The 23,842-nt window shown below is 75.1% G+C and carries 23 protein-coding genes; 13 read left to right on the top strand and 10 right to left on the bottom strand.

Annotated elements, in window-relative coordinates:
* Window positions 1-166 precede the first annotated feature (166 nt).
* Complete coding sequence (locus tag ACH436_RS14105; RefSeq protein WP_430560824.1) at window positions 167-1,438, top strand: MFS transporter; 1,272 nt, start codon at window positions 167-169, stop codon at window positions 1,436-1,438.
* On the opposite strand, the gene ACH436_RS14100 is transcribed toward ACH436_RS14105, so the two are convergent.
* Entirely contained in the window at window positions 1,407-1,805 is a 399-nt protein-coding gene (locus ACH436_RS14100; RefSeq protein WP_430560823.1) for an ArsR/SmtB family transcription factor, read from the bottom strand. The two genes, ACH436_RS14105 and ACH436_RS14100, sit on opposite strands and share 32 nt — an antisense overlap.
* A gap of 114 nt (window positions 1,806-1,919) precedes the next feature.
* Between ACH436_RS14100 and ACH436_RS14095 the strand changes: the two genes are divergently transcribed.
* On the top strand, window positions 1,920-3,347 hold the full coding sequence (locus ACH436_RS14095; protein WP_430560822.1) for an FAD-dependent oxidoreductase: 1,428 nt from the start codon (window positions 1,920-1,922) through the stop codon (window positions 3,345-3,347).
* A gap of 36 nt (window positions 3,348-3,383) precedes the next feature.
* Here ACH436_RS14095 and ACH436_RS14090 read toward each other — a convergent pair whose 3' ends face one another.
* The 5 genes from ACH436_RS14090 to ACH436_RS14070 all read right to left on the bottom strand — a co-directional run bounded on the left by ACH436_RS14090 (window position 3,384) and on the right by ACH436_RS14070 (window position 8,354).
* Entirely contained in the window at window positions 3,384-3,812 is a 429-nt protein-coding gene (locus tag ACH436_RS14090) for an arsenate reductase ArsC (RefSeq protein WP_430560821.1), read from the bottom strand.
* 47 nt (window positions 3,813-3,859) lie between these two features.
* Entirely contained in the window at window positions 3,860-4,693 is an 834-nt protein-coding gene (locus ACH436_RS14085) for a hypothetical protein (RefSeq protein ID WP_430560820.1), read from the bottom strand.
* Between the two features lie 19 nt (window positions 4,694-4,712).
* A complete protein-coding gene (locus ACH436_RS14080) occupies window positions 4,713-5,219 on the bottom strand; it encodes a nucleoside deaminase (RefSeq protein WP_430560819.1) in 507 nt (168 codons plus the stop codon).
* A gap of 59 nt (window positions 5,220-5,278) precedes the next feature.
* Complete coding sequence (gene nhaA, locus ACH436_RS14075) at window positions 5,279-7,102, bottom strand: Na+/H+ antiporter NhaA (RefSeq protein ID WP_430560818.1); 1,824 nt, start codon at window positions 7,100-7,102, stop codon at window positions 5,279-5,281.
* Window positions 7,103-7,208: 106 nt separating this feature from the next.
* Window positions 7,209-8,354 (bottom strand): GTP-binding protein, encoded by a 1,146-nt coding sequence (locus ACH436_RS14070; RefSeq protein WP_430560817.1) that lies wholly within the window; start codon window positions 8,352-8,354, stop codon window positions 7,209-7,211.
* 127 nt (window positions 8,355-8,481) lie between these two features.
* On the opposite strand from ACH436_RS14070, the gene rpmG reads away from it, so the two are divergent.
* The 8 genes from rpmG (at window position 8,482) to ACH436_RS14030 (ending at window position 13,478) form a co-directional block, all read left to right on the top strand.
* The gene (gene rpmG, locus ACH436_RS14065) at window positions 8,482-8,649 is read left to right on the top strand and encodes a 50S ribosomal protein L33 (protein ID WP_430560816.1); all 168 of its coding nucleotides are present in this window, start codon (window positions 8,482-8,484) and stop codon (window positions 8,647-8,649) included.
* Between the two features lie 53 nt (window positions 8,650-8,702).
* The gene (locus ACH436_RS14060; RefSeq protein ID WP_430560815.1) at window positions 8,703-8,981 is read left to right on the top strand and encodes a type B 50S ribosomal protein L31; all 279 of its coding nucleotides are present in this window, start codon (window positions 8,703-8,705) and stop codon (window positions 8,979-8,981) included.
* Window positions 8,978-9,100: a type B 50S ribosomal protein L36 gene (ykgO, locus tag ACH436_RS14055; protein WP_430560814.1), complete on the top strand. Its 123-nt coding sequence runs from the start codon at window positions 8,978-8,980 to the stop codon at window positions 9,098-9,100. Before ACH436_RS14060 ends, ykgO begins: the two co-directional genes overlap by 4 nt.
* A gap of 52 nt (window positions 9,101-9,152) precedes the next feature.
* Window positions 9,153-9,623 (top strand): PPOX class F420-dependent oxidoreductase, encoded by a 471-nt coding sequence (locus tag ACH436_RS14050; RefSeq protein ID WP_430560813.1) that lies wholly within the window; start codon window positions 9,153-9,155, stop codon window positions 9,621-9,623.
* Between the two features lie 56 nt (window positions 9,624-9,679).
* Complete coding sequence (locus ACH436_RS14045; RefSeq protein WP_430560812.1) at window positions 9,680-9,991, top strand: DUF1330 domain-containing protein; 312 nt, start codon at window positions 9,680-9,682, stop codon at window positions 9,989-9,991.
* On the top strand, window positions 9,988-11,298 hold the full coding sequence (locus ACH436_RS14040; protein ID WP_430560811.1) for an alpha-hydroxy-acid oxidizing protein: 1,311 nt from the start codon (window positions 9,988-9,990) through the stop codon (window positions 11,296-11,298). Before ACH436_RS14045 ends, ACH436_RS14040 begins: the two co-directional genes overlap by 4 nt.
* Window positions 11,299-11,376: 78 nt before the next feature.
* The gene (locus ACH436_RS14035; RefSeq protein WP_430560810.1) at window positions 11,377-12,918 is read left to right on the top strand and encodes a CotH kinase family protein; all 1,542 of its coding nucleotides are present in this window, start codon (window positions 11,377-11,379) and stop codon (window positions 12,916-12,918) included.
* Entirely contained in the window at window positions 12,915-13,478 is a 564-nt protein-coding gene (locus ACH436_RS14030; protein WP_430560809.1) for a GrpB family protein, read from the top strand. The genes ACH436_RS14035 and ACH436_RS14030 overlap by 4 nt, the downstream gene beginning before the upstream one ends.
* Window positions 13,479-13,502: 24 nt before the next feature.
* Here the strand turns inward: ACH436_RS14030 and ACH436_RS14025 are convergent, their stop codons facing one another.
* Window positions 13,503-13,793: a UBP-type zinc finger domain-containing protein gene (locus ACH436_RS14025; protein ID WP_430560808.1), complete on the bottom strand. Its 291-nt coding sequence runs from the start codon at window positions 13,791-13,793 to the stop codon at window positions 13,503-13,505.
* A gap of 99 nt (window positions 13,794-13,892) precedes the next feature.
* Here ACH436_RS14025 and ACH436_RS14020 point away from each other — a divergent pair, with 99 nt between their 5' ends.
* Window positions 13,893-14,654 (top strand): response regulator transcription factor, encoded by a 762-nt coding sequence (locus ACH436_RS14020; protein ID WP_430560807.1) that lies wholly within the window; start codon window positions 13,893-13,895, stop codon window positions 14,652-14,654.
* Here the strand turns inward: ACH436_RS14020 and ACH436_RS14015 are convergent.
* On the bottom strand, window positions 14,630-15,007 hold the full coding sequence (locus ACH436_RS14015; protein ID WP_430560806.1) for a hypothetical protein: 378 nt from the start codon (window positions 15,005-15,007) through the stop codon (window positions 14,630-14,632). The genes ACH436_RS14020 and ACH436_RS14015 overlap by 25 nt on opposite strands.
* Before the next feature lie 252 nt (window positions 15,008-15,259).
* Between ACH436_RS14015 and ACH436_RS14010 the strand changes: the two genes are divergently transcribed.
* Window positions 15,260-17,008, top strand: a complete 1,749-nt coding sequence (locus ACH436_RS14010) for an FAD-dependent oxidoreductase (protein WP_430560805.1) — start codon at window positions 15,260-15,262, stop codon at window positions 17,006-17,008.
* Window positions 17,009-17,041: 33 nt separating this feature from the next.
* Window positions 17,042-19,798: an HAD-IC family P-type ATPase gene (locus ACH436_RS14005; RefSeq protein ID WP_430560804.1), complete on the top strand. Its 2,757-nt coding sequence runs from the start codon at window positions 17,042-17,044 to the stop codon at window positions 19,796-19,798.
* Here the strand turns inward: ACH436_RS14005 and ACH436_RS14000 are convergent, their stop codons facing one another.
* Together ACH436_RS14000 and ACH436_RS13995 are read right to left on the bottom strand one after the other, a co-directional pair.
* Window positions 19,799-22,438, bottom strand: a complete 2,640-nt coding sequence (locus ACH436_RS14000; RefSeq protein WP_430560803.1) for a family 78 glycoside hydrolase catalytic domain — start codon at window positions 22,436-22,438, stop codon at window positions 19,799-19,801. It abuts the gene before it with no gap.
* On the bottom strand, window positions 22,435-23,775 hold the full coding sequence (locus ACH436_RS13995) for an MFS transporter (RefSeq protein ID WP_430560802.1): 1,341 nt from the start codon (window positions 23,773-23,775) through the stop codon (window positions 22,435-22,437). The genes ACH436_RS14000 and ACH436_RS13995 overlap by 4 nt, the downstream gene beginning before the upstream one ends.
* Window positions 23,776-23,842 lie beyond the last annotated feature (67 nt).

Below are 23,842 nucleotides of genomic sequence, written 5' to 3'. Positions count from 1 at the left end.
CGAAGGTGACGCACCTGGCGGCGGCGTCGAAGGGCTGGGTGAAGGTCAAGGCGGGGACGCGGACGGGGTACGTGTCCACGGCGTACCTGTCGGCGTCCGCGCCGCGCTGACCCCGCCGGCCGCACCTGGGCCAGCGGTCGTCGCGACGCGGGGGTAGGTTCGCGCAGTGAGACCCGACAGCCCCCAGGCCCTGGCCCCCGAGGCCGTGGCGTCCCTGCAGCGCCGCACGCTGACCGTCGTCGTCGCGAGCCAGGTGCTCGGCGGCGCCGGGCTGGCCGCCGGCGTGACGGTGGGGGCGCTGCTCGCGCAGGAGATGCTGGGCACCGACCGCCTCGCCGGGGTGCCCACCATGCTGTTCACGCTGGGCTCGGCGCTCGCCGCGTTCCTCGTCGGCCGGCTCACGCAGCGCTCGGGACGCCGCGTCGGCCTGGGGCTCGGGTTTGCCGCGGGCGGTCTGGGGGCGGTCGGCGTCGTCGTGGCCGCGGCCCTGGACGCCGTCCCCCTGCTGCTGGTGTCGCTGTTCGTCTACGGGGCCGGCACGTCCACCAACCTGCAGGCCCGGTACGCCGGCACGGACCTCGCGGCGCCCGACCGCCGCGCGACCGCGGCGAGCGTGGCGATGGTGTCCACGACCCTCGGCGCGGTGGCAGGGCCGAACCTCGTGGAGCCGCTCGGCGGGCTCGCGACGTCGTTCGGCCTCCCCGCGCTGGCCGGGCCGTTCCTGCTGGCGGCGGTCGCCTTCCTCGCCGCGGGCGGCACGCTGTTCGCCTTCCTGCGGCCCGACCCGTTCCTCGTCGCGAAGGAGCTCGCGCGGGCGGACGACGCCACGCCCGCGGGGTCGGACGACGGGGCGGCGGGCGGCACGCGGCGCAGCGTCCCGGCGGGCGTCGTCGTCGGCGCGACGGTGATGGTGCTGACGCAGGTCGCGATGGTCGCGATCATGACGATGACGCCCGTGCACATGCGGGGCCACGGGCACGACCTGGGCGACGTCGGCCTCGTCATCGGCATCCACGTGGCGGCGATGTTCCTGCCGTCGCTGGTCACGGGCGTGCTGGTGGACCGGGTGGGGCGGGTGCCGATGGCGGTCGCCTCCGGTGTGACGCTGCTGCTCGCGGGGGTCACGGGGGCGGTGGCGCCGGGCGACTCGATGGCCCTGCTGGTGCTGTCGCTCGCGCTGCTCGGCCTGGGCTGGAACTTCGGCCTCATCGCGGGCACGGCGCTCATCGTCGACGCGACGACGCCGGCCACCCGCGCCCGCACCCAGGGCACGGTCGACGTGCTCATCGCGCTCGCCGGCGCGGGCGGGGGTGCGATGTCCGGGGTCGTGATGGCCGGCTCGGGCTACGCGACCCTGGCGCTCGGTGGCGGCATCCTGTCGCTGCTGCTGATCCCGGTGCTGTTCCTCACGCGGAGGCCGTCGCGGGCGACGGCGTGAGGGCCGGGCCGAGCGACGACAGCGAGCCGACGACGCTGTCCACGGCGCCCGGCACCGCCCGGTAGTACGCCCAGCGCCCCCGCTGCTCGCGCTCGAGCAGGCCCGCCTCGACGAGGATCTTGAGGTGGTGGCTCACGGTGGGCTGCGACAGCCCGACGGGCTCGGTGAGGTCGCACACGCAGGCCTCGTGCCCCTCGTGCGCGGTGACGATCGACAGGAGCTGCACGCGCGTCGGGTCGGCGAGCGCCTTGAACGTGCGGGCCAGGTCGCGGGCGGCCGAGGGGTCGACGACGTCTCCCGCCGCCGGCGTGCAGCAGCCGGCGGCAGTGTCGGGACGCTCCGCGAGGGGGAGCTGGATCGTCGTCATGCCGGACATCCTCCCACATATTGACAAACGTCGATAGGTCCCCCACGATCGTCGCATCGACAACGGTCGATACGACAAGGCGGGCCCGAGGCCCGGGTGACGTCAGGAGTGGTGATGAGCGAGATCGCACGGGACGAGCTGCCGGTGGTCGTGATCGGTGCCGGCCCGGTGGGGCTGGCGGCGGCGGCGCACCTGCTGGAGCGGGGCCTGGAGCCCGTGGTGCTGGAGGCCGGCGAGGGCGCGGGCGCGGCGGTCGCGTCCTGGGGGCACGTGCGTCTTTTCTCGCCGTGGCGGTACGACGTCGACGCCGCGGCGCGCCGGCTGCTCGAGCCCACGGGGTGGGCGTCGCCCGACCCGGACGCCCTGCCGACGGGCCGCGAGCTCGTGGACGCCTACCTCGCCCCGCTCGCGGCGACCGACGCGATCTCCTCGCGGCTGCGCACCGGGACCCGTGTGCTCGCCGTCGCCCGGGACGGCGCGGACAGGACGCGTTCCCTCGGCCGCGGGCGCCGCGGCTACCGGGTCCGCACAGTGGGCCCCGACGGCCGCGTGGCCGACGTGCTGGCCCGCGCCGTGATCGACGCCTCGGGGACGTTCTCGACGTCCAACCCCCTCGGCGTCAGCGGCCTGCCGGCCGCGGGAGAGGCCGACGCGTCGGCGTTCGTCACCGGCCCGCTGCCTTACGTCCTGGGCGCCGACCGGGACCGCTTTGCCGGGCGGCACACGCTCGTCGTCGGGATGGGGCACTCGGCCGCCAACACGCTGCTGAGCCTGGTCGAGCTGTCCGAGACGGCGCCGGGCACCACCATCACCTGGGCGATCCGCGGCGGCTCGGCGCGGCGGCTGTTCGGCGGCGGGGGCGACGACGAGCTGCCCGCGCGCGGCCTGCTGGGGTCGCGTCTGCGCGAGGCCGTGGACGCCGGGAGGCTGCGCCTGCTGACCCGCGTCTCGATCGAGCAGCTCGTCCCCGGCGCAGGGGCGAACGCCACGTCGGTGCAGGTGCTCGGCACCGCCAAGGACGAGCCGCTGGCCCTGGACGTGCACGCGATCGTCAACGCCACGGGCTTCCGCCCCGACGTCGACATGCTGCGCGAGGTGCGGCTCGACCTCGACCCCGTGGTCGAGGCGCCGCGGGCGCTCGCGCCGCTCATCGACCCGAACCAGCACTCCTGCGGCACGGTGCCGCCGCACGGCGAGCAGGTGCTGAGCCACCCGGACGACGGCTTCTACCTCGTGGGCATGAAGTCCTACGGGCGGGCGCCCACGTTCCTGCTGGCCACCGGCTACGAGCAGGTGCGCTCCGTGGCGGCCGCGCTCGCGGGCGACCGGGCGTCCGCCGACGCCGTCGAGCTGAACCTGCCGGCGACCGGCGTCTGCTCGTCCGACCTCGCCCTGGAGGCCGACGGCGCGTCGTCGGCCGGGTCGTGCTGCGGCACCGCGCCGAGCGAGCCGCAGCTCGTCACGCTCGGCGTCGGAGCCCCGGCCGGCGTCGGCTTCGCCACCGGTGTGGCGCACGGCCGCTCCGGCGACGCCGAGGACTGACCCCAAGGGGCAGGGGGCGGTGGGGTGACGGTCGGGTCAGGGGCGGACGGGCTCGACGCCGAGGGAGGCGAGCAGCTCGCGCACCCGGCGCTCGATCTCGTCACGGATCGGCCGGACGGCCTCGAGGCCCTGGCCCGCCGGGTCATCGAGCTGCCAGTCCTCGTACCGCTTGCCGGGGAAGATCGGGCAGGCGTCGCCGCAGCCCATGGTGATGACGACGTCCGACGCCTGCACGGCCTCGGTGGTCAGGACCTTGGGCTGCTCGGCAGTGATGTCGATGCCCGCCTCGGCCATGGCCTCGACGGCGACGGGGTTGATGCGGTCGGCGGGCATCGACCCTGCCGACCGGACCTCGACCGCCCCGCCCGACAGGGCGCGCAGGAAGCCCGCGGCCATCTGGGAGCGGCCGGCGTTGTGCACGCAGACGAACAGGGCGGACGGCTGTGCGCCGTCGGGGATCGACATGGCCCCATATTGATGGATGTCGATGAATTCGCGCAAGGACGCCGGCCTCAGGACTCCGGCTCGACGGGGCCGTCCTGGCCCGCGACGGCTTCGCCGCAGCTGGTCTCCTGCGCGGTGACGACCACGGGGTCCTCGCGGCCGGCGCCGGTGGCGACGGCGGTCGGCTCGCCGTTCGAGGCCGTCAGCGCGTCGTCGTCCAGGTCGACGAACGTGCGCTCGACGGTGAACGAGCCGTCGTCGGCGGCCGTCGCGTCCAGGCCGGCGAGGTGCAGCTCGCCGTCGACCTCCGTGCACCCGACGCCGGTGCCCTGGCCGGTGAAGCCCTCGTCGAAGGCGTAGGGGGCGCCGGCCAGGTTCTGCGTCGCCGCGAGGTCGCAGTCGGCCGCGGAGAACAGCAGCACCTCGCGGCCGGTGTCGACGAGCGCGACCGGGGCGGTGGCGTCGCCCGCCGCCACGATGTTCACGACGGCGGACGCGCGCTGCGGGCTCGCCGAGTCGAGCGCGGCGGAGAACGTGGCCCCCGACGCCGTCGTGATGCCGAAGCGGCGCTCGGCGCCCCCCGTGAGCCACGCCGTGTCGGCCTCCCCGTCACCGTCCACGTCGACGACCTCGTGCGTGTCCGCGCCCTCGGGGGTCTCGTCCTCGGTCTCGGCGCACCCCGCGGCGCCCGTCGTGCTGGGCGAGGCGGAGGGGTCGGGCGAGGCGGAGGCCTCCTGCGTGCCGGTCGCGGTGGGGGACGGCGGCGCGGCCGTCGCGCCGTCGTCGCCGTCGTCGCGGACGACGAGCCAGACGACGACGGCGACCACGACGACCGCGGCGAGCACGACCACCCGCCAGGTCCAGGGGCTGCGGGCGGGGCCGGGTGCGGGAGAGTCGCTCATGCTCCCCAGGCAAACACCGTCAGCCGGGGTCGCGCACGCCGTGCAGGCGGGCGTGCAGGGCGCGCACCTCGTCGGCGAGCTTTGGGGCGGGCCCGCGCGTGGGGGTCCCGGGCGCGACGTCGCCCACGGGCAGCGGGGTCACGGGACCCGCCGGGACCCCCCACCCCTCCAGCCACGCCGTGAGCTGGGCGGTGCTCGTCGCGTAGACGATCGGCCCGAGGCCCACCCACGCGTGCGCTGCGCTGCACATCGCGCAGTGCTCGCCCGACGTGTACGCGGTGGCGCCCGCCCGCTCCTCGGGCGTGAGGTGCGTGGCCGCCCAGCGGGCGATCTCGAGCTCGGGGTGGCGGGTGTGGTCGCCGTCCTTGACGCGGTTGCGGTCCTCGAAGACGACGACGCCCTGGGCGTCGACCAGGAGGGAGCCGAACGGCTCGTCCCCGTCGTCCAGCGCCTCCCGCGCCAGGTCCACGCAGCGGCGCAGGTACGGCAGGTCGGCCGCGGTGACGGGTTCGGTCTGGTATCCCATGTCGTCATCCTGGCGTCCGCGATCGCCGGGGTCCAGCGGGCCGCGACCCGGCGCCGGGGCTAGGAGCGCCGGCGCAGCGCCGGGTCGTCCTCGTTCGCCTCGAGCGCGGCGATGAGGGTGCGCGCGTCGTGCGGCCCGCGGTGCCGCACACCGTCGAGGAAGAACGTCGGCGTGCCGCGGGCCCCGGACGCCGTCGCGCTCGCCTGGTCCTCGCGGACCCGGGCGTGCAGGGCCTCGTCGGCCATGTCGGCGTCGAACCGCTCGAGGTCGAGGCCGACCGTGGCGGCGTGCTCGCGCAGCTCCTCCGGCTCCAGGTGGGACTGGTGCGTGAACAGCTGGTCGTGCATCTCCCAGAACCGGCCCTGCCGCTCGGCGGCCTCGGCCGCGACGGCGGCGAGGTAGGCGTGCGGGTGCACGTCCTCCAGCGGCAGGTGCCGCACGACGTACCGCACGCGGTCGCCGAAGTGCTCGCGCAGCTCGGCGCCCATGCCGGTGGCGCGGGCGCAGAACGGGCACTCGAAGTCGAGGTACTCGACGACGGTGTGCGCGGCGTCGACGTCGCCCTTCGCGTGGTCGCGGTCGGGGTCGACGGCGGGGCTGAGCGTGACGGGCAGGTCGGCGCTCGCCTCCCCATACCGCACGCGGGCCACGGTGAAGATCGTCCATCCCAGCAGGGTGGACAGCGCCATCGCGATGAGGATGCCGACGGTGGCGGCCTGCCCGGCGGGCGTGCCGTCGAACGCGAGGTCCACCACCAGCAGCGACACGGTGAAGCCGATGCCGGACAGGGCCGCGCCGCCGAGCACGCTGCCCGGGCCCACGCCGTCGGGCAGGCGACCGAGCCCGGCGCGGACCGCGCCCCACGTGCCGAGCCCGATGCCCACGAGCTTGCCCACGACCAGGCCCGCCACGACGCCCCACGTGATCACCGAGCCGAGGGCCGCGCCCAGCGCGCCGCCACGCAGGTCGATCCCGGCGTTGGCCAGCGCGAACAGCGGCACGACGACGAGGGACACGGGCCCGCGCAGGACGTCGTGCAGGCGGTGGTTGACGGAGATGGAGCGGGCGAGGCCGACGCGGGCGTTGCGCGCCACGCTGGCGCTGGGCGACTGCCAGAAGTCGCGGAACAGGCTCTTGGCCTGCAGCACGTCGTCGCGCCGGGTGGCGACGGCGGGCACCAGCAGGCCGGCGAGCATCCCCGCGATCGACGGGTGCACGCCCGCCTGCACGGTCGCGCCCCACAGCACCACGACCACCAGCACGTACGGCGAGCTGCGCCACTCCCGCATGCGGCCCAGCAGCCACAGCCCGGCGAGGGCGGCCAGCGCCACGAGCAGCGGGGCGAGCCGCACGTCCTCCGAGTAGACGACGCCGATGATGCCGACGGCGAGGAAGTCGTCCACCACCGAGAGCGTGAGCAGGAAGACGCGCAGCTGGCTCGACATCGCCGGGCCGACGAGGGCGAGCACGCCCAGCAGGAACGCCGTGTCCGTGCCGACGACGACGCCCCAGCCGTGCGGGTCGGCGTGCCCGGCGACGGCGAGGAAGACCAGCGCGGGGACGATCACGCCGAGGGTGCCGGCCACGAGGGGCACCAGGCGCTGGCTGCGCTGCCGCAGCGACCCGATGGCCAGCTCCTGGCGCACCTCGAGGCCGACGACGAAGAAGAACAGCACCATGAGGCCGTCGTTGACCCAGTGGTGCAGGTCCATGTCGAAGCGCAGGTCGCCGACGTCGACGTTGATCGGCAGCTCCCACAGCCGCTCGTACCAGCCGGACAGCGGCGAGTTCGCCCACACCAGGGCCAGCAGCGTCACGCCCACGAGCAGCAGCGCGGCACCGGACTCGGTGCGCAGCCGTTCGGCGAGCGCGCGTGCAGCCATGAGTGTCTCCCGTCCGTGGTGGGCGCGGGTCCGCGAGGAGCCTATGACGGCTCCGGCCGCCGGTCTCGGCGAGGGCGGCCGGGGACCCGCGCGGGGAGAACAGCGGCTATGCGGTGCGTGTTCCCAGCCAGGGTGCCAGCACGTCCTCCCGTCCGAGCCAGCGCAGCCCGCCGTCGGCGACCTCGTCCGCCGTGGCCAGGGCCTCGCCGAAGGCGTCGAGGATCCGGTCGTGCACCGCGCGGGCCTCGTGCGGCTCGCCCGCGCCGACCACGAGGATGCGGGTGACGGGCCGGTGGCCGGCCGCGACCGCGTCCCACGTGCCGAGGTCCGCCACGCACAGGGCGCCGCCCGCGCCCTCCCACAGGCAGGCGGAGTCGGGCCGGTTCGGCACGTGGAAGACGCCGCGGCTGCGCACCGGGCCGGTGCCCAGGTCCTCGACGTGCGCGAGCAGCCGTTCGGGGTGGAAGGGCCGGTCGGAGCGCAGCAGCAGGCTCCAGCTGCGGTCGTGCGGGTCGCGCCCGCGGCGGTGGTGACCGGGCCGGGAACCCGGGGTGCCGAGCGGGTGGGCGCGCCGCTCGGCGGCGGCGGGGGCGTGGGTCCGCCCCGTCAGGACGGCCGGCTCCAGGTCGTGCAGCCCGTCGACCCGTTCGCCGTCGGCGGCGCGCAACCGCTCGACGAGCCCGCTGCCGGTGGGCGAGCCGCCGGACGTGACGACCACGTCCACCTGCTCCAGCTGGGCGGCCAGGGCCTCGCCGACCGGGCGCTGGTCGTCGTCGGTGAGCGCGAGCCCGCGCTCGTCGACCAGGTCGTCGCCGAGCAGGTCGGCCTCCAGGGTGTCGAGGTCGACGACGCCGACGGTCGCGGCGAGCCGCAGGCCCTCGAGCGCCCCGCCGGGCTCCGCCTGCGCCGCCAGTGCGTGCGCGACGGGCAGCGGCTCCGCCGTGACGGGCAGGGCGAGCACCAGGTGGTGCCAGCGCCCGTCGCCGGCGAGGCGGGCGAGGGTCGGCACGGCGTCCTCGCGCACGCTGCACGACACGCACGCGTGCTCCAGCGGCACGGTCTCGTCCTCCAGCACGCCGCTCGCGTCGACGACGACGCGGCGCAGCGCCCCGGCGGCGGGGACGAGGTCGTGGCGCACCACGACGACGTCGGGCGCGTCGAGGGTGAGGCTCGCGGCGGCGGCGTCGCGCAGCACCGGGTCGACGGCGACGAGCACGCTCAGCGCGGGGGGCTTCGGGGGGTCGGGAATCACGGGCGCCTCCGGTGGGTTAGGGATGACAGAAGTTGAGAACGGTTCTCAGGTCTGTCACTCTAGCGGCCTGTCGAGAACCATTCTCAGTCATGGTCCTCCGGACCTGGGCACGAGGAGAGAACGTCTGATGGCATCCCGCACCGACCTGCGCCCGATCGTCAAGCTCCGCTCGACGGCGGGCACGGGCTTCACGTACGTCACCCGCAAGAACCGCCGCAACGACCCCGACCGCGTCGTGCTGAGCAAGTACGACCCCGTCGTGCGCCGGCACGTCGACTTCCGCGAGGAGCGCTGACGGCCGCACCGCCCGAGGTCACCACGTCCAGCCCTTCCGAAGGAGGCACCACCATGAAGCAGAGCATCCACCCCACCTACGGCCCCGTCGTCTTCCGCGACACCAGCGCCGGCACCGCGTTCCTCACGCGCTCCACGCTGGCGGGGGAGACCGCCTCCGGGCCCGGCCGCCCCACCCGCACGATCGAGTGGGAGGACGGCCGCACCTACCCCGTCGTCGACGTCGAGATCTCGAGCGCCAGCCACCCGTTCTGGACCGGCGCCGCGCGCGTCGTCGACACCGCCGGCCGCGTCGAGAAGTTCCGGCGCCGCTACGGGCAGGACGCCCGATGAAGGTCCGGGCCTCGCTGAGGTCGCTGAAGCGGCTGCCGGGCGCCAAGGTCGTCCGGCGCCGCGGCAGGACGTTCGTCATCAACCCGCAGAACCCGCGGTTCAAGGCCCGCCAGGGCTGACCCGGGCGGCCGGCGGCGACGACGCGTCGCCGGCCGTGCCAGGGTGGTGCCCATGGCACCCAGGATCGCGACGAACACCCGCGTCGAGCGCGAAGAGCTGCTCGACTTCCTCCGGTCCCGACGGCACGGCGTCCTGGTGACGACGCGCGGCGACGGCTCGCCCCAGCTCAGCCCCGTCACCTACGGGGTGGACGGCGAGGGGCGGGTCGTCGTCTCCACGTACCCGGACCGGGCCAAGGCGGCCAACCTGCGCCGCCGCCCCCAGGCCTCGTTTCTGGCGCTCGGCGACGACTTCGACGACGCGTGGGTCCAGGTGGACGGCACCGCCGAGGTGCTGGACGTCCCGGACTCCGTCGAGCCGCTGGTCGACTACTACCGGGCGGCCGCGGGCAGGGAGCACCCGGACTGGGACGAGTACCGTGCCGCGATGGTGCGGCAGGGCAAGTCGCTGGTGCGGGTCACGATCGAGCGCTGGGGACCGGTCGCCACGGGCGGGTTTCCCCCACGGCTCGCGCAGGACTGACAGGATCGGCGCACGACCGGCCCTGGACCGGTCCCGCGAGAAGGAGAAGGTGGACGATGGCGATCACCCTGTGCGTGCTGCTGTGGGCGGCCGACGGCGAGGCCCCGACGCTGGCCGACTACGAGACCGAGGTGCTGGCGCTGGTGCCGCGGCACGGCGGACGGGTGCTGCACCGCGTGACCAACGTGGCGCACACCGACGACGCCGCGCACGGCGCCGTCCAGCCGACCGAGGTGCAGCTCATCGAGATGCCCGACGAGGAGGCGCTCGCGGACTTCCTGGCCGATCCCGACCGCGAGGCGCGGCTCGACGTGCGCGACCGCGCGATCGCGCGCACGGAGATCCTCCGCGTGCGGCCGGTCGGATGAGCGCGCCAGGGGCAGGGCTGGCCCGACAGTCCACGATCTACCGCGCCGGGGTGCTGGGCCGGCGCCCCCGCGTCCCCACGAGCACGGCCGCGCTGGAGCGTGCCGCGCGCCGGGCCAGCAGCGTGCGGGCCTGGGCGTACGTCGCGGGCGGTGCCGGCGACGGCCGGACGATGCGGCGCAACCGGGAGGCGTTCGACCGGTGGGCGGTCGTGCCGCGCATGGCCAACGGCGCCGTCGAGCGCGACCCGTCGGTCGAGCTGTTCGGCACCCGGCACGCGAGCCCGCTGCTGCTCGCGCCCGTCGGGGCGGCGGCGCTGCTGGGCGCCGACGCCGACCTCGCCGTCGCGCGCGCGGCGGCCGCCACCGGGGTCCCGTACGTGCTGTCCAACCAGGCCTGCCACCCGATGGAGGCGTGCGCCGCCGAGATGGGGGACGCCGCGCGGTGGTTCCAGCTCTACTGGAGCACCGACGAGGCGCTCGTCGACTCCCTCATCGCGCGGGCCGAGGCGTCCGGGGCGGGCGCGCTCGTCGTCACCCTCGACACCACCGTGCTGGGCTGGCGCCCGCAGGACCTCGACCTGGGCTCCCTGCCGTTCGCGCGCGGTCTCGGCATCGCGCAGTACACGAGCGACCCGCGGTTCGGCGAGCTGGTGCGCGAGCGGGTCGCGCGCGCCGCGGCGTCCGGCGCGCGGGACGCGGTGCAGGTCACCGCGGGCGCGGTGCGCTCGCTGCTCGCGATGACGCGCGCGTACCCCGGCCGGTTCCGGGACAACCTGCGGTCGCCGGAGCCCCGCGCCGCCGTCGAGACCTTCCTCGACGTCTACTCCAACCCCGGCCTGTCGTGGGAGCACCTGGCGACCCTGCGCGACCGCACCCGGCTGCCGGTCGTGCTCAAGGGGATCCTGCACCCCGACGACGCGCGCCGGGCGTTCGACCTCGGCGTCGACGGCGTCGTCGTGTCGAACCACGGGGGGCGGCAGGTGGACAACTCCGTGGCGTCGCTCGACGCCCTCGTCGCCGTGCGCGACGCCGTCGGCCCCGACCGCACCGTGCTGTTCGACAGCGGCGTGCGCACCGGCGCCGACGTGCTGGTCGCCCTCGCGCTGGGTGCCGACGCGGTCCTGCTGGGCAGGCCGTACCTCTACGGGTACGCCGTGGCGGGTCAGGCCGGCGTCGAGGAGGTGATCCGCAACGTGCTCGCCGAGCTCGACCTCACGATGGCGCTCACCGGCGCGCGCGACGTCGCGGCGATCACGCGCGACCTGGTGGCCCCGGCGGGCCCGTCCCCGGTGCCGCAGGAGGTGTGAGGTCCGGGGTCGCGGCCACCAGCGCCCACCCACGACTCTCGGAGGAGCCGCACAGGCCGGGATGATGACGTGGGCGGCATGATGCGAGACGACCTCACCCCCCGGCGCGGCCGCGGCCCCGCCGCAGCCGGCGCCCACCCGTTCGCCCCGCCCCGGCGGCTCGTCGCCGGGGCGGGGGCCGTCGCGCTCGCCGGAGCGCTCTCGGCCTGCGGCGCGCCCACCTCGGCGGACGACGCCGGCGACTTCTTCGACACGAGCACCGTCCACACCGTCGCGGTCGAGTACGACGAGGACGACTACCAGGAGATGCTCGACACCTTCGCCGACACCGGCGACAAGGACTGGATCAGCGCCACCGTGACCATCGACGGCGAGGAGTACGACGACGTCGGGCTGCGGCTCAAGGGCAACTCCAGCCTGCGTGGCCTCGGCGGCGACGGCCAGGACGACCAGCAGGCCCCCGGGTTCGACGAGGGCGACGGCTCGGCGTCGGCCGACGACCCGGCGGGCCTGCCGTGGCTCATCCGGCTCGACAAGTACGTGGACGGCCAGGAGCACGACGGCCGCGCGGACCTCGTCGTGCGCGGCAACACCACCGAGTCGTCGCTCAACGAGGCGGTCGCGCTCCAGGTGCTGGCGCTCGCGGGCGTCACGGCGGAGCAGGCGACCTACACGCGGTTCAGCGTGAACGGCGGCGACGAGCAGCTGCGCCTGGTCGTCGACCTGCCGGACGACGACCTGTGGAACGAGGACAACTACCCCGACGGCGGCATCACGTACAAGGCGGACGCCGACGGCGACTGGGGGGTCAAGGACGACGCGGCGGCGTACGCCGAGTCGTTCGAGGCGAAGTACGACAGCACGGGCGGCACCGACGAGGAGGCCTACGCGCCCCTGGCCGAGTTCCTCGAGCTCGTCAACGACTCGACGGACGAGGAGTTCGCCGCGCACCTGGGCGACCACCTCGACGTCGACTCCTTCGCCCGCTACCTGGCGGCGCAGGACCTGGTCGCGAACTCCGACGACATCGACGGTCCCGGCAACAACGCCTACCTGCACTATGACCCGGACACGGGACTCATGGAGGTCGTCGCCTGGGACCAGAACCTCTCGTACGGCGGGATGGGCGGCATGGGCGGCATGGGCGGCACGGGGCGCCCCGGCGGTCAGGGGAACGAGCCGCCGGAGGGCATGGAACCCCCGGACGGCGCCGAGCTGCCGGACGGTGCCGAGGCCCCCGACGGTCAGCAGGCACCCCCGGACGGCGGGCAGCCCGAGGGGTTCGACCCGCAGGAGGGCGGGCAGGGCGCGCCCGGCGGCGGCTTCGGGGGCGGGAACGTGCTCGTGACGCGGTTCCTGGAGAACGAGGACTTCGCGGCGGCCTACGAGTCCGCCCTCGAGGACCTCACCACGTCGGTCTACGACAGCGGCGACGCGCAGGACTACCTGGACGCGGTGACGTCGACCCTCTCCGCGGACGCGTCCGACCTCGTCGACGCCGACACCCTGGAGAGCGAGTCGCAGGAGATCGCGGACCTGCTCACGGGCGACGCGGTGCAGAGCCGCGCCGACCGGGCGTCGGGACAGGCTTCGCAGGAGGGTTCTAGCGTGGAGCCGTGATCACCGTCGTCGAGTACCACCCGGGCTGGCCCGCGCGCTTCGAGGAGCTCCGCGCCGCGTACGCGCGGGCCCTGGCCGAGGCCGGGGCGCCGTACCGCAGCATCGAGCACGTGGGCAGCACGTCGGTCCCGGGCCTCGCGGCCAAGCCGGTGATCGACGTCGACGTCGTGGTGGACGAGGCCGACGTCGACGCGGCGTCCGCGGCCCTCGCCGGTCTCGGCCTCGTGCCGCGCGGCGACCTGGGCATCCCGGGCCGGTACGCCTTCGAGGCGCCCGCACGCTTCGCGCCGACCCACACCTACGTCGTGGTCGAAGGGTCCCTCGCGCTGCGCAACCACCTGGGCGTCCGGGACACCCTGCGCGCCGACCCGGAGCTGCGCGACGAGTACGGCCCGGTCAAGCGGCGTGCGGCGACCGAGGCCGCGGACATCGACGAGTACCTGCTGCTCAAGAGCGACGTGCTGGGCCGGATCCTGCACCGCGCCGGTCTGTCGGAGGACGAGCGTGCGGCGGTCGCCCGCACGAACCGCAGCATCGCCGGGCGCGGCGCGCGGGGCTGAGACCGCGAGGCCGCGCCTGCGGCGTCAGCCCGCGGCGGCGGGCATCTCCCGGCCGGGGATGAGGAGCTCCTCCGGGAAGCAGTAGCCCCAGTGCTCGCCGGGCTCCAGGGAGCGCATCACGGGGTGCGCGGTGGCGTGGAAGTGCGCGGTCGCGTGCCGCGACGGCGACGAGTCGCAGCACCCGACGTGCCCGCACTCCAGGCAGGCGCGCAGGTGCACCCAGGTGCCGCCGGCGGCCACGCACTCGGGGCACTCGCCGGTGGCCTCGGGCGCGACGGGGACGATCTGGTCGAGGTGGGAGCACGTGCTGGTCATGGTGACGCCCTCTCCGGCGGGTCCGGTCGCCGCCCTCGGCGAGTCTAGGGAGGTGTGGCGCGCGCTGCGTCGTGGACGGCCCCCCGCTAGCGTGTCGTCATGCTCGCCGGACCCCACCCACGGAGCGGCCTCGACGCCCGCGAGCGCACGGCTGTCGTCGTGGAGGACGACCCTGACGTGCGCGACCTGCTGGAGGCAGTGCTGTCGCAGGCGGGTTTCGCCACGCGTACCGCGGCGTCGGGGCGCGAGGGCGTCGAGCTGGTGCGCACCTTCGACCCGCTGGTCACGACCCTCGACGTGGGCCTGCCCGACATCGACGGCTTCGAGGTGTGCCGCCGGATCCGCACCGTGTCCGACACGTACGTCGTGATGCTCACCGCCCGTACGGACGAGATCGACGCCCTCATGGGGCTGGACGCCGGTGCGGACGACTACCAGACCAAGCCGTTCCGGCCCCGGGAGCTGCGCGCCCGGATCGAGGCGATGCTGCGCCGCCCCCGCCACGGCGTGCTCCCGGCGGGGGGCGGGGCGGCCGGGGCGGCCGCCGCCGACGGGCTCGTCGTCAACGTCGCGGCACGCACGGTCGCGGTCGACGGGACGGAGGTGCACCTCACGCGCAGCGAGTTCGACCTGCTCGGCGCGCTCGTGGACGCGCCCGGCCGTGCTATCCCCAAGGACGCGCTGGTGCGCGTGCTGTGGGGGGACGAGTACGACACCGGCACCCTGGTCACCGACCAGGACCGCCGCAGCGTCGAGGTGCACCTGACGAACCTGCGCCGCAAGCTCGGTGACGACGCGGCGTCGCCGCGCTGGATCCGCACCGTGCGGGGCGTGGGCTACAGGTTCGACCAACCCTCCTGAGCGAGCGCCCCGGCGACGACGATCGCGGCGGAGCGGGCCTCGTCGGCGATCTGGTCGACGTGCCGCTGCGCCCCCGCGACCCCCTCGTGATCGAGGGCGTCCAGCCCTTGCGTCGCGGCCTCGGCGAGGCGGTCCATCCCGAGCATGTCCGCGGTGACGGCGAGGGTCAGCAGCACCTCCCGTGCCCCGTCGGCGTCGGCGTGCGCGAGCGCGCCGAGGAGCGCGCCGGTGCGGTGGGGCAGGAGGCCCGCCCAGGAGCCCGCGAAGCCGGCGACCGCCGCGCGGTCCCCGTCGAGGTCGTCCTCGAGCGACTGCCAGGCGGCGGCCATGGTGGGCGTCAGGGACGGGTTCATGGCCGGCCCCCGGATGGTTCCTCCCGGAGCGCCCTGGGTCCCGCCGGCCGCAGGCCGTGACCGTGCACCCAGGGGGAGGTGTGCACGGCGGGCCCGGGGGGTCCGGGCGGCGGGATCGACATGGCGCTCCGGGAGGTGATCGTGGGGTCGAGCAGGATCGATCCTGCGGGGCGAACCTCGAGAGGACCTCGGGGCGGGGGCAGGTTTGCCTCAAGATCTGCTCAGGATTCCCGGGCCGCCTACCCTGACCGCATGCCCGAGCGCCTCGAAGCACGCGCCGAGAACCCCGCCGACCGCCCCGTGGTCCTGCTCGTCGCCGATGCCCACGCGCGGCAGGTGGAGGAGGAGTTCCGCGCCCGGTACGACCGCGACTACCGGGTGGAGCTCGTGCGCAGCGCCGACGCGGCCCTGGACCGGCTGCGCGACCTGGTGGCCGCGCGGGAGCCGGTCGCGATGATCGCCGCGGAGCGCCGGCTGCCGGACGCTGCGGGCGTCGAGCTGCTGCACCAGGTCCCGGCGGTGGTGTCGACGGCGCGGCGGGTCGCGCTGGTCCCCGGGGACGAGTACGCCGAGGCCCTGGACGAGATGCGGGCCGCGCTGCTGCGCCGCGACATGGACACCTTCGTCGGCATCCCGCGCGGCGCGCGGGACGAGGAGTTCCACACCGCCCTGGTCGAGCTGCTGTCGGAGTGGGGCTGGTCGGTGGCGCGCCCCACCGTGACGTCCACGGAGATCGTCGCCGAGCCGGGCGACCGCGACGCGGCCGCCGTCCGCGACCTGCTCGAGCGGCTCGGCGTCCCGAACCGGGTGCTCGCGCCGGACGACGCGGCGGCGCGCGAGATCCTCGGGGAGGCCGGCCCGGGCGCCGTCCTGCCGGTGGTGCGCACGTTCGCCGGGCGGGTGCTCTCGGGCGCGACGGCCCCCGCCGTGGCGGAGGCGATGTACGGCGGCTACGACTCCATCCCGCCGGGCGAGATCGCGGACGTCGCGGTCGTGGGGGCGGGCCCGGCCGGGCTCGCGGCCGCGGTGTACGCGGCGTCCGAGGGCCTGGCGACGGTGGTGCTGGAGCGTGACGCGATCGGCGGGCAGGCCGGGTCGAGCTCGATGATCCGCAACTACCTGGGCTTCCCGCGCGGCATCTCCGGGATGCGGCTGGCGCTGCGCTCCCGCATCCAGGCGGGCCGCTTCGGCGCCCGCTTCTACACGGGGCGCCCGGTGGTGCGGATCGAGCCCGGACCGGCCGACGAGCCGGAGCACCACCACGTGCACGTGGACGGCGCGCAGCTGTGCGCGCGCACGGTCGTGCTCGCCACCGGCGTGTCCTACCGCCGCCTCGGGGTGCCCGGCGTCGACGACCTGGTCGGCGCCGGCGTGCACTACGGCGCGGCGAGCTCGATGGCGCGCGAGATGACCGACCGGGACGTCGTCGTCGTCGGCGGGGGGAACTCGGCGGGGCAGGCCGCCGTGCACCTGGCGAAGTTCGCCGGCTCGGTGACGATCCTCGTGCGGCGGGAGGACCTCGCCGCGACGATGTCGGACTACCTGGTCCGCGAGATCGCCGCGACGCCGACGATCGCGGTGCGCCCGCGCACGGCGGTGGTGGACGGCGGGGGAGACGGTCGCCTGCAGTGGCTCGTCACCGAGGACCTCGACACGGGCGAGCGGTCGAAGACGCACGCCGACGGCCTCTTCTGCCTGCTGGGGGCCGACCCCGACTGCGGCTGGCTGCCGGGCGGCGTCGCGCTGGACGACCACGGCTTCGTCCTCACCGGTCGTGACGTGCCGCAGGACGGCTGGGTGGACGGTCGTCCGCCGGCCAGCCTCGAGACGACGCTGCGCGGCGTGTTCGCCGTCGGGGACGTGCGCGCCGGCTCGATGAAGCGGGTCGCGTCCGCCAGCGGTGAGGGCGCGTCCGTGCTGCCGCTGGTGCACGCGCACCTCGCCTGGCTGCGAGCGCAGGAGTTCGGCGGCGGGTCGGTGTCGTACGACACAGGTCGCTGACCCGCCGCGCGCCCGGCGCTGAACAGGGGTCGAATGGGCGCCATGGGAACCGCGCTGGACCAGCAGGCGCCGTGGGCGTCGCCACCGCAGGACGTGCTCGCCTCGCTCCGGACCGACGACGGCGGCCTGGCCGCCGCCGACGCCGCGGCACGGCTCGCGGAGGTGGGCCCCAACCGGCTGCCGCCGCCGGAGAAGGACCCGCTGTGGAAGCGGATCCTCGTGCACTTCGACGACGTGCTCATCTACATCCTGCTGGTCTCCGCGGTGCTCAAGGCGATCCTCGGCGACTGGGTCGACTTCACGGTGATCCTGCTGGTCGCGGTCGTGAACGCGGCGATCGGGTTCATCCAGGAGGGGCGGGCCGAGAGCGCGCTGAACGGCATCCGGCAGATGCTGTCCGTGCACGCGGAGGCCCGCCGCGACGGGGCGTGGGCCAAGATCGACGCCGACGACGTCGTGCCGGGCGACGTGGTGCGCGTGCGCTCGGGCGACCGGGTGCCCGCGGACGTGCGGCTGCTGCAGGCCACCAACCTGCGCGTCGAGGAGTCGGCCCTCACGGGGGAGTCGGTCGCGGCGAGCAAGCGGGTCGACGCCGTCGACCCCGACGCCGGCGTCGGCGACCGCACCAGCATGCTGTTCTCGGGCACACTCGTGGCCGCGGGCCAGGGCGTGGGCGTCGTCACGGCCACCGGAGAGCGCACCGAGATCGGCCGCATCCAGACGATGATCTCCGAGGTCACCAGCCTGGAGACGCCGCTGACCAAGCAGCTCGACCGGTTCGGCAAGCTGCTCGCGGTGCTCATCCTGGGCATGGCCGTGGTGATGGTCGTCATCGGCCGCGTGGTGCACGACTTCTCCGTGCCGGAGCTCGTGTCGGCGTCCATCGGGTTCGCGGTCGCCGCCGTCCCCGAGGGCCTGCCCGCCCTGGTGACGATCACCCTCGCGCTCGGCGTGCAGCAGATGGCCCGCCGCCGCGCCATCACGCGCAAGCTGCCCGCCGTCGAGACGCTCGGCTCCGTCACGACGATCTGCTCGGACAAGACGGGCACGCTCACCAAGAACGAGATGACGGCGCGCCTGGTGCGCACCGCCGGCCGGTCGTTCGACGTCGCGGGCGCGGGGTACGCGCCCGAGGGCGAGCTCACGCTCGCGGGCGAGGGGGCGCGGCACGCCGACCTCGCGGAGGACCACGACCTCACGGCCGTCGTCGCCGCGATGATGCTGTGCAACGACGCGCGCGTGGTGCCCGGCGACGCGGGCGGCGAGGGCGGCGAGGCATGGCGGCTGGTCGGCGAGCCGACGGAGGGCGCCCTGCGCAGCCTCGGCATGAAGGCCGGCTTCGAGACGACGGGCTGGTCGCGGCGGGACCTCGTGCCGTTCGAGTCCGAGAACAAGTACATGGCCACCCTCGACCGCGCCCCCGACGGCGCGGAGGTCGTGCACGTCAAGGGTGCGCCCGACCGGGTGCTGGACCGCTGCACCACGCAGACCGGCCCGGACGGCAGCCCGCAGCCGATCGACCGCGCGTTCTGGGAGGCGCAGATCGACGAGATCGGCGGTCGCGGCCTGCGGGTCCTCGCGGCGGCCCGGCGGCCGGTCGTGGGCTCCGCGCCGTCCGGCAACCTCGCCGACTCCCTCACCGGCCTCGAGCTGTGCGGCCTGGTCGGCATCGTCGACCCGCCCCGCCCGGAGGCGATCGACGCCATCGCGCAGTGCCGCGACGCCGGCATCGCCGTCACGATGATCACCGGCGACCACGCGGGCACCGCCGTGGCGATCGGCCGCGAGATGGGCATCGTGCGCGACGAGGACTCCTCCGACGGCACGGGGCCCGCGGTCCTCACCGGCGCCGAGCTGGAGGCGATGACCACCGAGCAGCTGCGCGCCGTCGTGCAGGACGTGCACGTGTACGCGCGCACCAGCCCCGAGCACAAGATCCGCATCGTCTCAGCGCTGCAGGCGCACGGCGAGGTGGTCGCCATGACGGGCGACGGCGTCAACGACGCCCCCGCGCTCACGCAGGCGGACGTCGGCGTCGCGATGGGCATCAAGGGCACGGAGGCGACCAAGGACGCGGCCGAGGTGGTGCTCGCCGACGACAACTTCGCGACCATCGAGCGGGCCGTGGAGGAGGGGCGGCGGATCTACGACAACATCCGCAAGTCGGTGCTCTTCCTGCTGCCCACCAACGGCGCGCAGTCGCTCGTCATCCTCGTGGCCGTGCTCTTCGGCCTGGTGCTGCCGCTCGCGCCCGTGCAGGTGCTGTGGATCAACATGATCACGGCCGTCACGCTGTCCCTCGGCCTCGCCTACGAGAAGGCGGAGCCCGACGTGATGTCCCGCCCGCCGCGCGACCCGAAGGCGTCGATCCTCGACGCCGTGTTCGTGCGCCGCATCCTCGTCGTGTCCGTGCTCATCGGCGGCGCCACGCTGTTCGTGTTCTACGCCGAGCGGGCGCAGGGCGCGCCGCTCGCCGAGGCACAGACCACGGCGGTGACGATGCTGGCGCTCGGCCAGCTCGCCTACCTGTTCAACTGCCGGTTCCTGGACCGGTCGAGCCTCACCGTGGACGTGCTGCGCGGCAACCGGGTCATCTGGCTCTCCGCCGTCGCGCTGATCGCCCTGCAGTGCGTGTTCGTCTACGCCCCGTTCATGCACGACTGGTTCGACGCCGCCCCCATCGGCCTCGAGGAGTGGGGCAAGACGTTCGGCCTCGCCGTCGTCGTCTTCCTGCTCGTCGAGGTGGTCAAGGCGGTCGGCCGGGCGCGGCAGCGGCGGGTTCGGGCCTGATCAGCCGCGGCGCACGCGCACCTCGTGCTCCCCGTGCCCGACGACGGTCGGCTCCGCGCCCGGCACGTCCAGCTCGGCGGTCGCGCCGACGGGCACGACGCAGCGCACCACGAGCTCCGTCCCGTCCGCACGGTCCTCGACCCGCCACGCGACCTCGGCGGTGCCGTACGGCGTGACGTGCCGGGCCGAGGCGTGGGTGAGCCCGCCCCCGGGGCGCGGGGCCACGCGGAACCTGCGGTACCCGGGCTCGAGCGGGGCGAGGCCGGCGACCACGCGGTGCAGCCAGTCGGCCACCGCCCCCAGGGCGTAGTGGTTGAACGACGTCATCTCGCCGGGGTTCACCGTGCCGTCCGCGAGCATGCTGTCCCAGCGCTCCCAGATGGTCGTGGCGCCCAGGTCCACCATGGCCAGCCAGGACGGTGAGGCGTGGCTGAGCAGCAGCGCGTACGCGGCGTCGAGCTGCCCCGTGCTGCTCAGGGCGTCCGTGACCAGGGGCGTGCCGGCGAACCCGGTGCCGACGGTGTCCCCGCCGTCGCGCACCAGGGCGGCGAGCCGCTCGCCCGCCCGGGCGCGCGCGTCGTCGCCGTCGAGCAGGTCGAAGACGATCGCCAGCGCGTGGGCCGTCTGGGTGTCGTGCGTGGCGTCGCCGCTGTCGACGTAGCGCTTGCGGTACGCGGCGGCGACCTCGTCGGCGAGCGTCGCGTACCGGACGGCGTCGTCGTCGCGGCCGAGCGTGCGGGCCGTCTCGGCGACGGACCGCGCGGAGCGGGCGAGGTAGGCCGTGGCCACGAGATGCGGGTCGGTCTGCGCGCGCAGCGGGTCCTCGGGCGGCGCCGTCGGGTCGAGCCAGTCGCCCAGCTGCATCCCGGTGTCCCACAGCCGGTCGGGCCCGGCGAGCCCGGCCACCTTGTCCACCCAGGTGACGGCACTCGCGTACTGCCGCTCGAGCAGGGCGCGGTCCGCGGAGTCGCGGTGCAGCGCCTCCGGCACCAGGGTGGCGGCGTCGCCCCACCCGGCGATGTCCTGCGTGGGCTGCCAGTAGGTGCCGCCCGGGATCCACGGCACGTACACGGGCACGGTGCCGCCGAACCGCCGCTGCTCCGCGGACAGCGAGCGCAGCCAGTCGGCGAGCATCCCGTGCACGTCGTAGAGGAAGGCGGCGGTGGGCGCGAACGCCTGGATGTCGCCGGTCCAGCCGAGGCGCTCGTCGCGCTGCGGGCAGTCGGTGGGGATGTCGACGAAGTTGGAGCGCAGGCTCCAGACGACGTTCTCGTGCAGCCGGTCGAGCGCCGGGTCGCTGCTGGCGAACCAGCCCGTGCGCGCCATGTCGCTGTGCAGCACGCGGGAGACGATCGCCGCGGCGACGTCCTTCTCCGTGGGTGTGCCGGGCCAGCCCGTGACGTGCGCGTACCGGTAGCCGTGCACGGTGAACCGCGGCTCCCAGGTGAGCCCCGCGCCGTCGAGCACGACCTCGTCCGTGGCGGCGGCGTCCCGCAGCGTGCGCGTGTACAGCGTGCCGTCCTGCAGCACCTCGGCGTGCCGGACTCGCACCACCGTGCCCGCGGGCGCGGCGGGAACGGTGAGCCGGGGGCGGCCCGAGTGGTTCTGGCCGAAGTCGACGAGCCAGCCGTCCTCGCCGTCCGGGCCCGGGGCGCGGGTCACGCTCACGGGCGGGAGCTCGCCCGTGCAGCGCACCGGCGGGCCGTCGGGCGCGGCGAGCACGGCGCGGTCGAGGGGGAGGACGGCGACGGGCGACCAGGCCGAGTCGTCGAAGCCCGGCTCCGACCACCCGGCCGGGAGCAGGCGGGCGTCGAACGTCTCGCCGTCGTACAGGGACGCGCGGGTCAGCGGCCCGGGGGCGCTGCGCCACGCGGCGTCGCCGCCCACCACGACCGTGCCCGCGTCGGTCACCACCTCGAGCTGGGCCAGCACGCCGACGTGCGCGCCGTAGAGGTCGCGGTGGCCGCCGTCGAAGCCGTACCGGCCGCGGAACCAGCCGTCGGCCAGCCACGTGCCGAGCGCGTTCGCGCCGGGCCGCACGAGGTCGGTGACGTCGTAGGCGTACACGCGCAGGCGGTCGTCGTAGGGGGTCCAGCCGGGCACCAGCTCGTCGCGGCCGACCCGCCGGCCGTTGAGCTCCGCCTCGACCAGGCCGTGGGCGGTGAGGTGCAGGCGCGCGCTGCGCACCGTGCTCCCCGGGACGTCGAACCCGCGGCGCAGCAGCGGCGCGCGGCGCGCCTCGGCCGGGCCCTCGTCGTACCCGGGCCCGACGAGCTCGGCCGTCCAGTCGTCCGGCGTCAGGCCGCGCTCGACGACGGCCGGCTCGCTCCACGGGCCCCAGCCCGCGCCGTCCGCACCTCCGTCCCGGGTGCGCACGCGCACCTCGGCGCGGGCGCGGGGGGCGAGCGGTGCGCCGGGCCACGGCACGAGGACCTGCGCGTCGCCGTCCATGACGGAGGTCGCCTCCTCGACGACGGCGCCGTCCGGCGCCGTCGTGCGCCACGCGACCTCGTACGCCCCCTGCCGGTAGGCCGGGTGCGCGGCGTCGACGTGCCAGGACAGCCGGGGGCGGTCCTCGCCGACGCCGAGGGCGGGCTGGGCGTGGTGCTCGACGCGCAGGACGGGCGGCGTGACGGTCATCGGGCTCCTTCGTCGGTGCGGACGGCGGTGGACGCAGCGGTGGTGGACGGCGCCGGGGCGACGGGCTCGTCGTCGGCGACGCGCGGGTACCGGGTGATCCAGAAGTACCCGATCACGCCGCCCACGGCGATGCACGCCGCGACGAAGACGAACAGCACGTCCGGGCTCGCCGCGAGCAGCGTGGGCGTCCACAGCGCGACGACGGCGGCGACCACGCGGGTGAACGCGATCATCACGCCCTGCGCGGTGCTGCGGTAGGTGGTGGGGATGAGCTCCTGCGCCCAGACCTTGAACATCGGCTCGCCCGCCACGGCGCCGGCGATCGAGCCGACGACGCCCATCGTCACCAGCGTCCACACCTCGACGCCGAACGCGACGGGGACGAGGTAGCCGAGCGTGTAGAACACGGCCATGACGGCGAACCAGCGCATGCGGTGCGCCCCGTCGACGATCCGCATGAGCAGGTAGGTCGCGGCGAACGCGATGGCGAAGGTGACGAAGCCGACCGTGGAGGCGAACCGGACGGTGGTGCCCGCGATCTCCGTGTACATGAGGGTGGAGAACTGGCCGCCGGTGTTCGCGCCCACGTTGACCAGGGCGTAGAAGAGCGCGACGGCGACCATCGGCGCGAGGTACGGCCCGCGCAGCAGCCGCTTGAGCGTGCCGAGGTCGACGGACTCGGCGCCGTCGCCCGCGGTGCCCGCCGTGCCCGCAGTGCCCGCGGCGTCGGCGTGCGCCGCCTGCCAGCGCGACGACTCCGGCATGCCCGCCCGCAGCACGAGCACCACGAGGGCGAGCACGAGGAGCTGCCCGTACATGATCCGGCCGCCGGTGATGCCCATGCCGCCGACGACGATCCCGAACAGCTGCGCGGCGATGATGCCGACGAGCCACAGGATGTGGGAGAAGGAGATGAGCTTGCCGCGGTGCTCGGGCGGCGCCTCCTCGGCGATCATCGCGAGCGACGCGGGCAGGTCGGCGCCGACCGCGAGGCCCAGCAGCACCACGCCGGCGTAGAGCGCCCCGGTGCCGGGCGCGGCCACGAGGATCGCGGCGCCGGCCACGTACACCGCCATCGTGGCGAGGAAGACCCGCTTGCGGCCGAACAGGTCGGCCAGCCGGCCGCCGACGAGCGCACCCGCCGCGATCATGAACGTCAGCAGGGCCGAGTACTGGCCGAACTGCGCGTCGCTGATGCCCAGCGGCTCCTTGTACAGCACCAGGGCCGTGCCGGTGGTGATGATCGCGCCGGCGTCGAGGTACGACGCCATGCCCGCCACCGTGGTGCGGTACCAGGTCCTGCCCGGGATCTTTCCCGGTGCCGTCGAGGTCGTCATCGTTCTCCCACTTCTACTTTGAAGCGCTTCAAATTGAGTCGTTTCAGAATGCCCGGGCCGGGCCCGC

Source organism: Isoptericola sp. NPDC019693 (genome assembly GCF_044389085.1).
Classification (GTDB): domain Bacteria; phylum Actinomycetota; class Actinomycetes; order Actinomycetales; family Cellulomonadaceae; genus Isoptericola.
The sequence above is the reverse complement of the archived record's forward strand: the minus strand, read 5'-3'. Positions and strand labels throughout refer to the sequence as shown.

Coding starts and splice junctions, on each gene's coding strand:
- ACH436_RS14060 (WP_430560815.1), top strand. CDS start 8,703: ATGAAGCAGAGCATCCACCCCACCTACGGCCCCGTCGTCTTCCGCGAC.
- ACH436_RS14005 (WP_430560804.1), top strand. CDS start 17,042: ATGGGCGCCATGGGAACCGCGCTGGACCAGCAGGCGCCGTGGGCGTCG.
- ACH436_RS14010 (WP_430560805.1), top strand. CDS start 15,260: ATGCCCGAGCGCCTCGAAGCACGCGCCGAGAACCCCGCCGACCGCCCC.
- ACH436_RS14050 (WP_430560813.1), top strand. CDS start 9,153: ATGGCACCCAGGATCGCGACGAACACCCGCGTCGAGCGCGAAGAGCTG.
- ACH436_RS14100 (WP_430560823.1), bottom strand. CDS start 1,805: ATGACGACGATCCAGCTCCCCCTCGCGGAGCGTCCCGACACTGCCGCC.
- nhaA (WP_430560818.1), bottom strand. CDS start 7,102: ATGGCTGCACGCGCGCTCGCCGAACGGCTGCGCACCGAGTCCGGTGCC.
- ACH436_RS14015 (WP_430560806.1), bottom strand. CDS start 15,007: ATGAACCCGTCCCTGACGCCCACCATGGCCGCCGCCTGGCAGTCGCTC.
- ACH436_RS14095 (WP_430560822.1), top strand. CDS start 1,920: ATGAGCGAGATCGCACGGGACGAGCTGCCGGTGGTCGTGATCGGTGCC.
- ACH436_RS14085 (WP_430560820.1), bottom strand. CDS start 4,693: ATGAGCGACTCTCCCGCACCCGGCCCCGCCCGCAGCCCCTGGACCTGG.
- ACH436_RS14045 (WP_430560812.1), top strand. CDS start 9,680: ATGGCGATCACCCTGTGCGTGCTGCTGTGGGCGGCCGACGGCGAGGCC.
- ykgO (WP_430560814.1), top strand. CDS start 8,978: ATGAAGGTCCGGGCCTCGCTGAGGTCGCTGAAGCGGCTGCCGGGCGCC.
- ACH436_RS14080 (WP_430560819.1), bottom strand. CDS start 5,219: ATGGGATACCAGACCGAACCCGTCACCGCGGCCGACCTGCCGTACCTG.
- ACH436_RS14090 (WP_430560821.1), bottom strand. CDS start 3,812: ATGTCGATCCCCGACGGCGCACAGCCGTCCGCCCTGTTCGTCTGCGTG.
- ACH436_RS14040 (WP_430560811.1), top strand. CDS start 9,988: ATGAGCGCGCCAGGGGCAGGGCTGGCCCGACAGTCCACGATCTACCGC.
- ACH436_RS14025 (WP_430560808.1), bottom strand. CDS start 13,793: ATGACCAGCACGTGCTCCCACCTCGACCAGATCGTCCCCGTCGCGCCC.
- rpmG (WP_430560816.1), top strand. CDS start 8,482: ATGGCATCCCGCACCGACCTGCGCCCGATCGTCAAGCTCCGCTCGACG.
- ACH436_RS13995 (WP_430560802.1), bottom strand. CDS start 23,775: ATGACGACCTCGACGGCACCGGGAAAGATCCCGGGCAGGACCTGGTAC.
- ACH436_RS14000 (WP_430560803.1), bottom strand. CDS start 22,438: ATGACCGTCACGCCGCCCGTCCTGCGCGTCGAGCACCACGCCCAGCCC.
- ACH436_RS14035 (WP_430560810.1), top strand. CDS start 11,377: ATGATGCGAGACGACCTCACCCCCCGGCGCGGCCGCGGCCCCGCCGCA.
- ACH436_RS14020 (WP_430560807.1), top strand. CDS start 13,893: ATGCTCGCCGGACCCCACCCACGGAGCGGCCTCGACGCCCGCGAGCGC.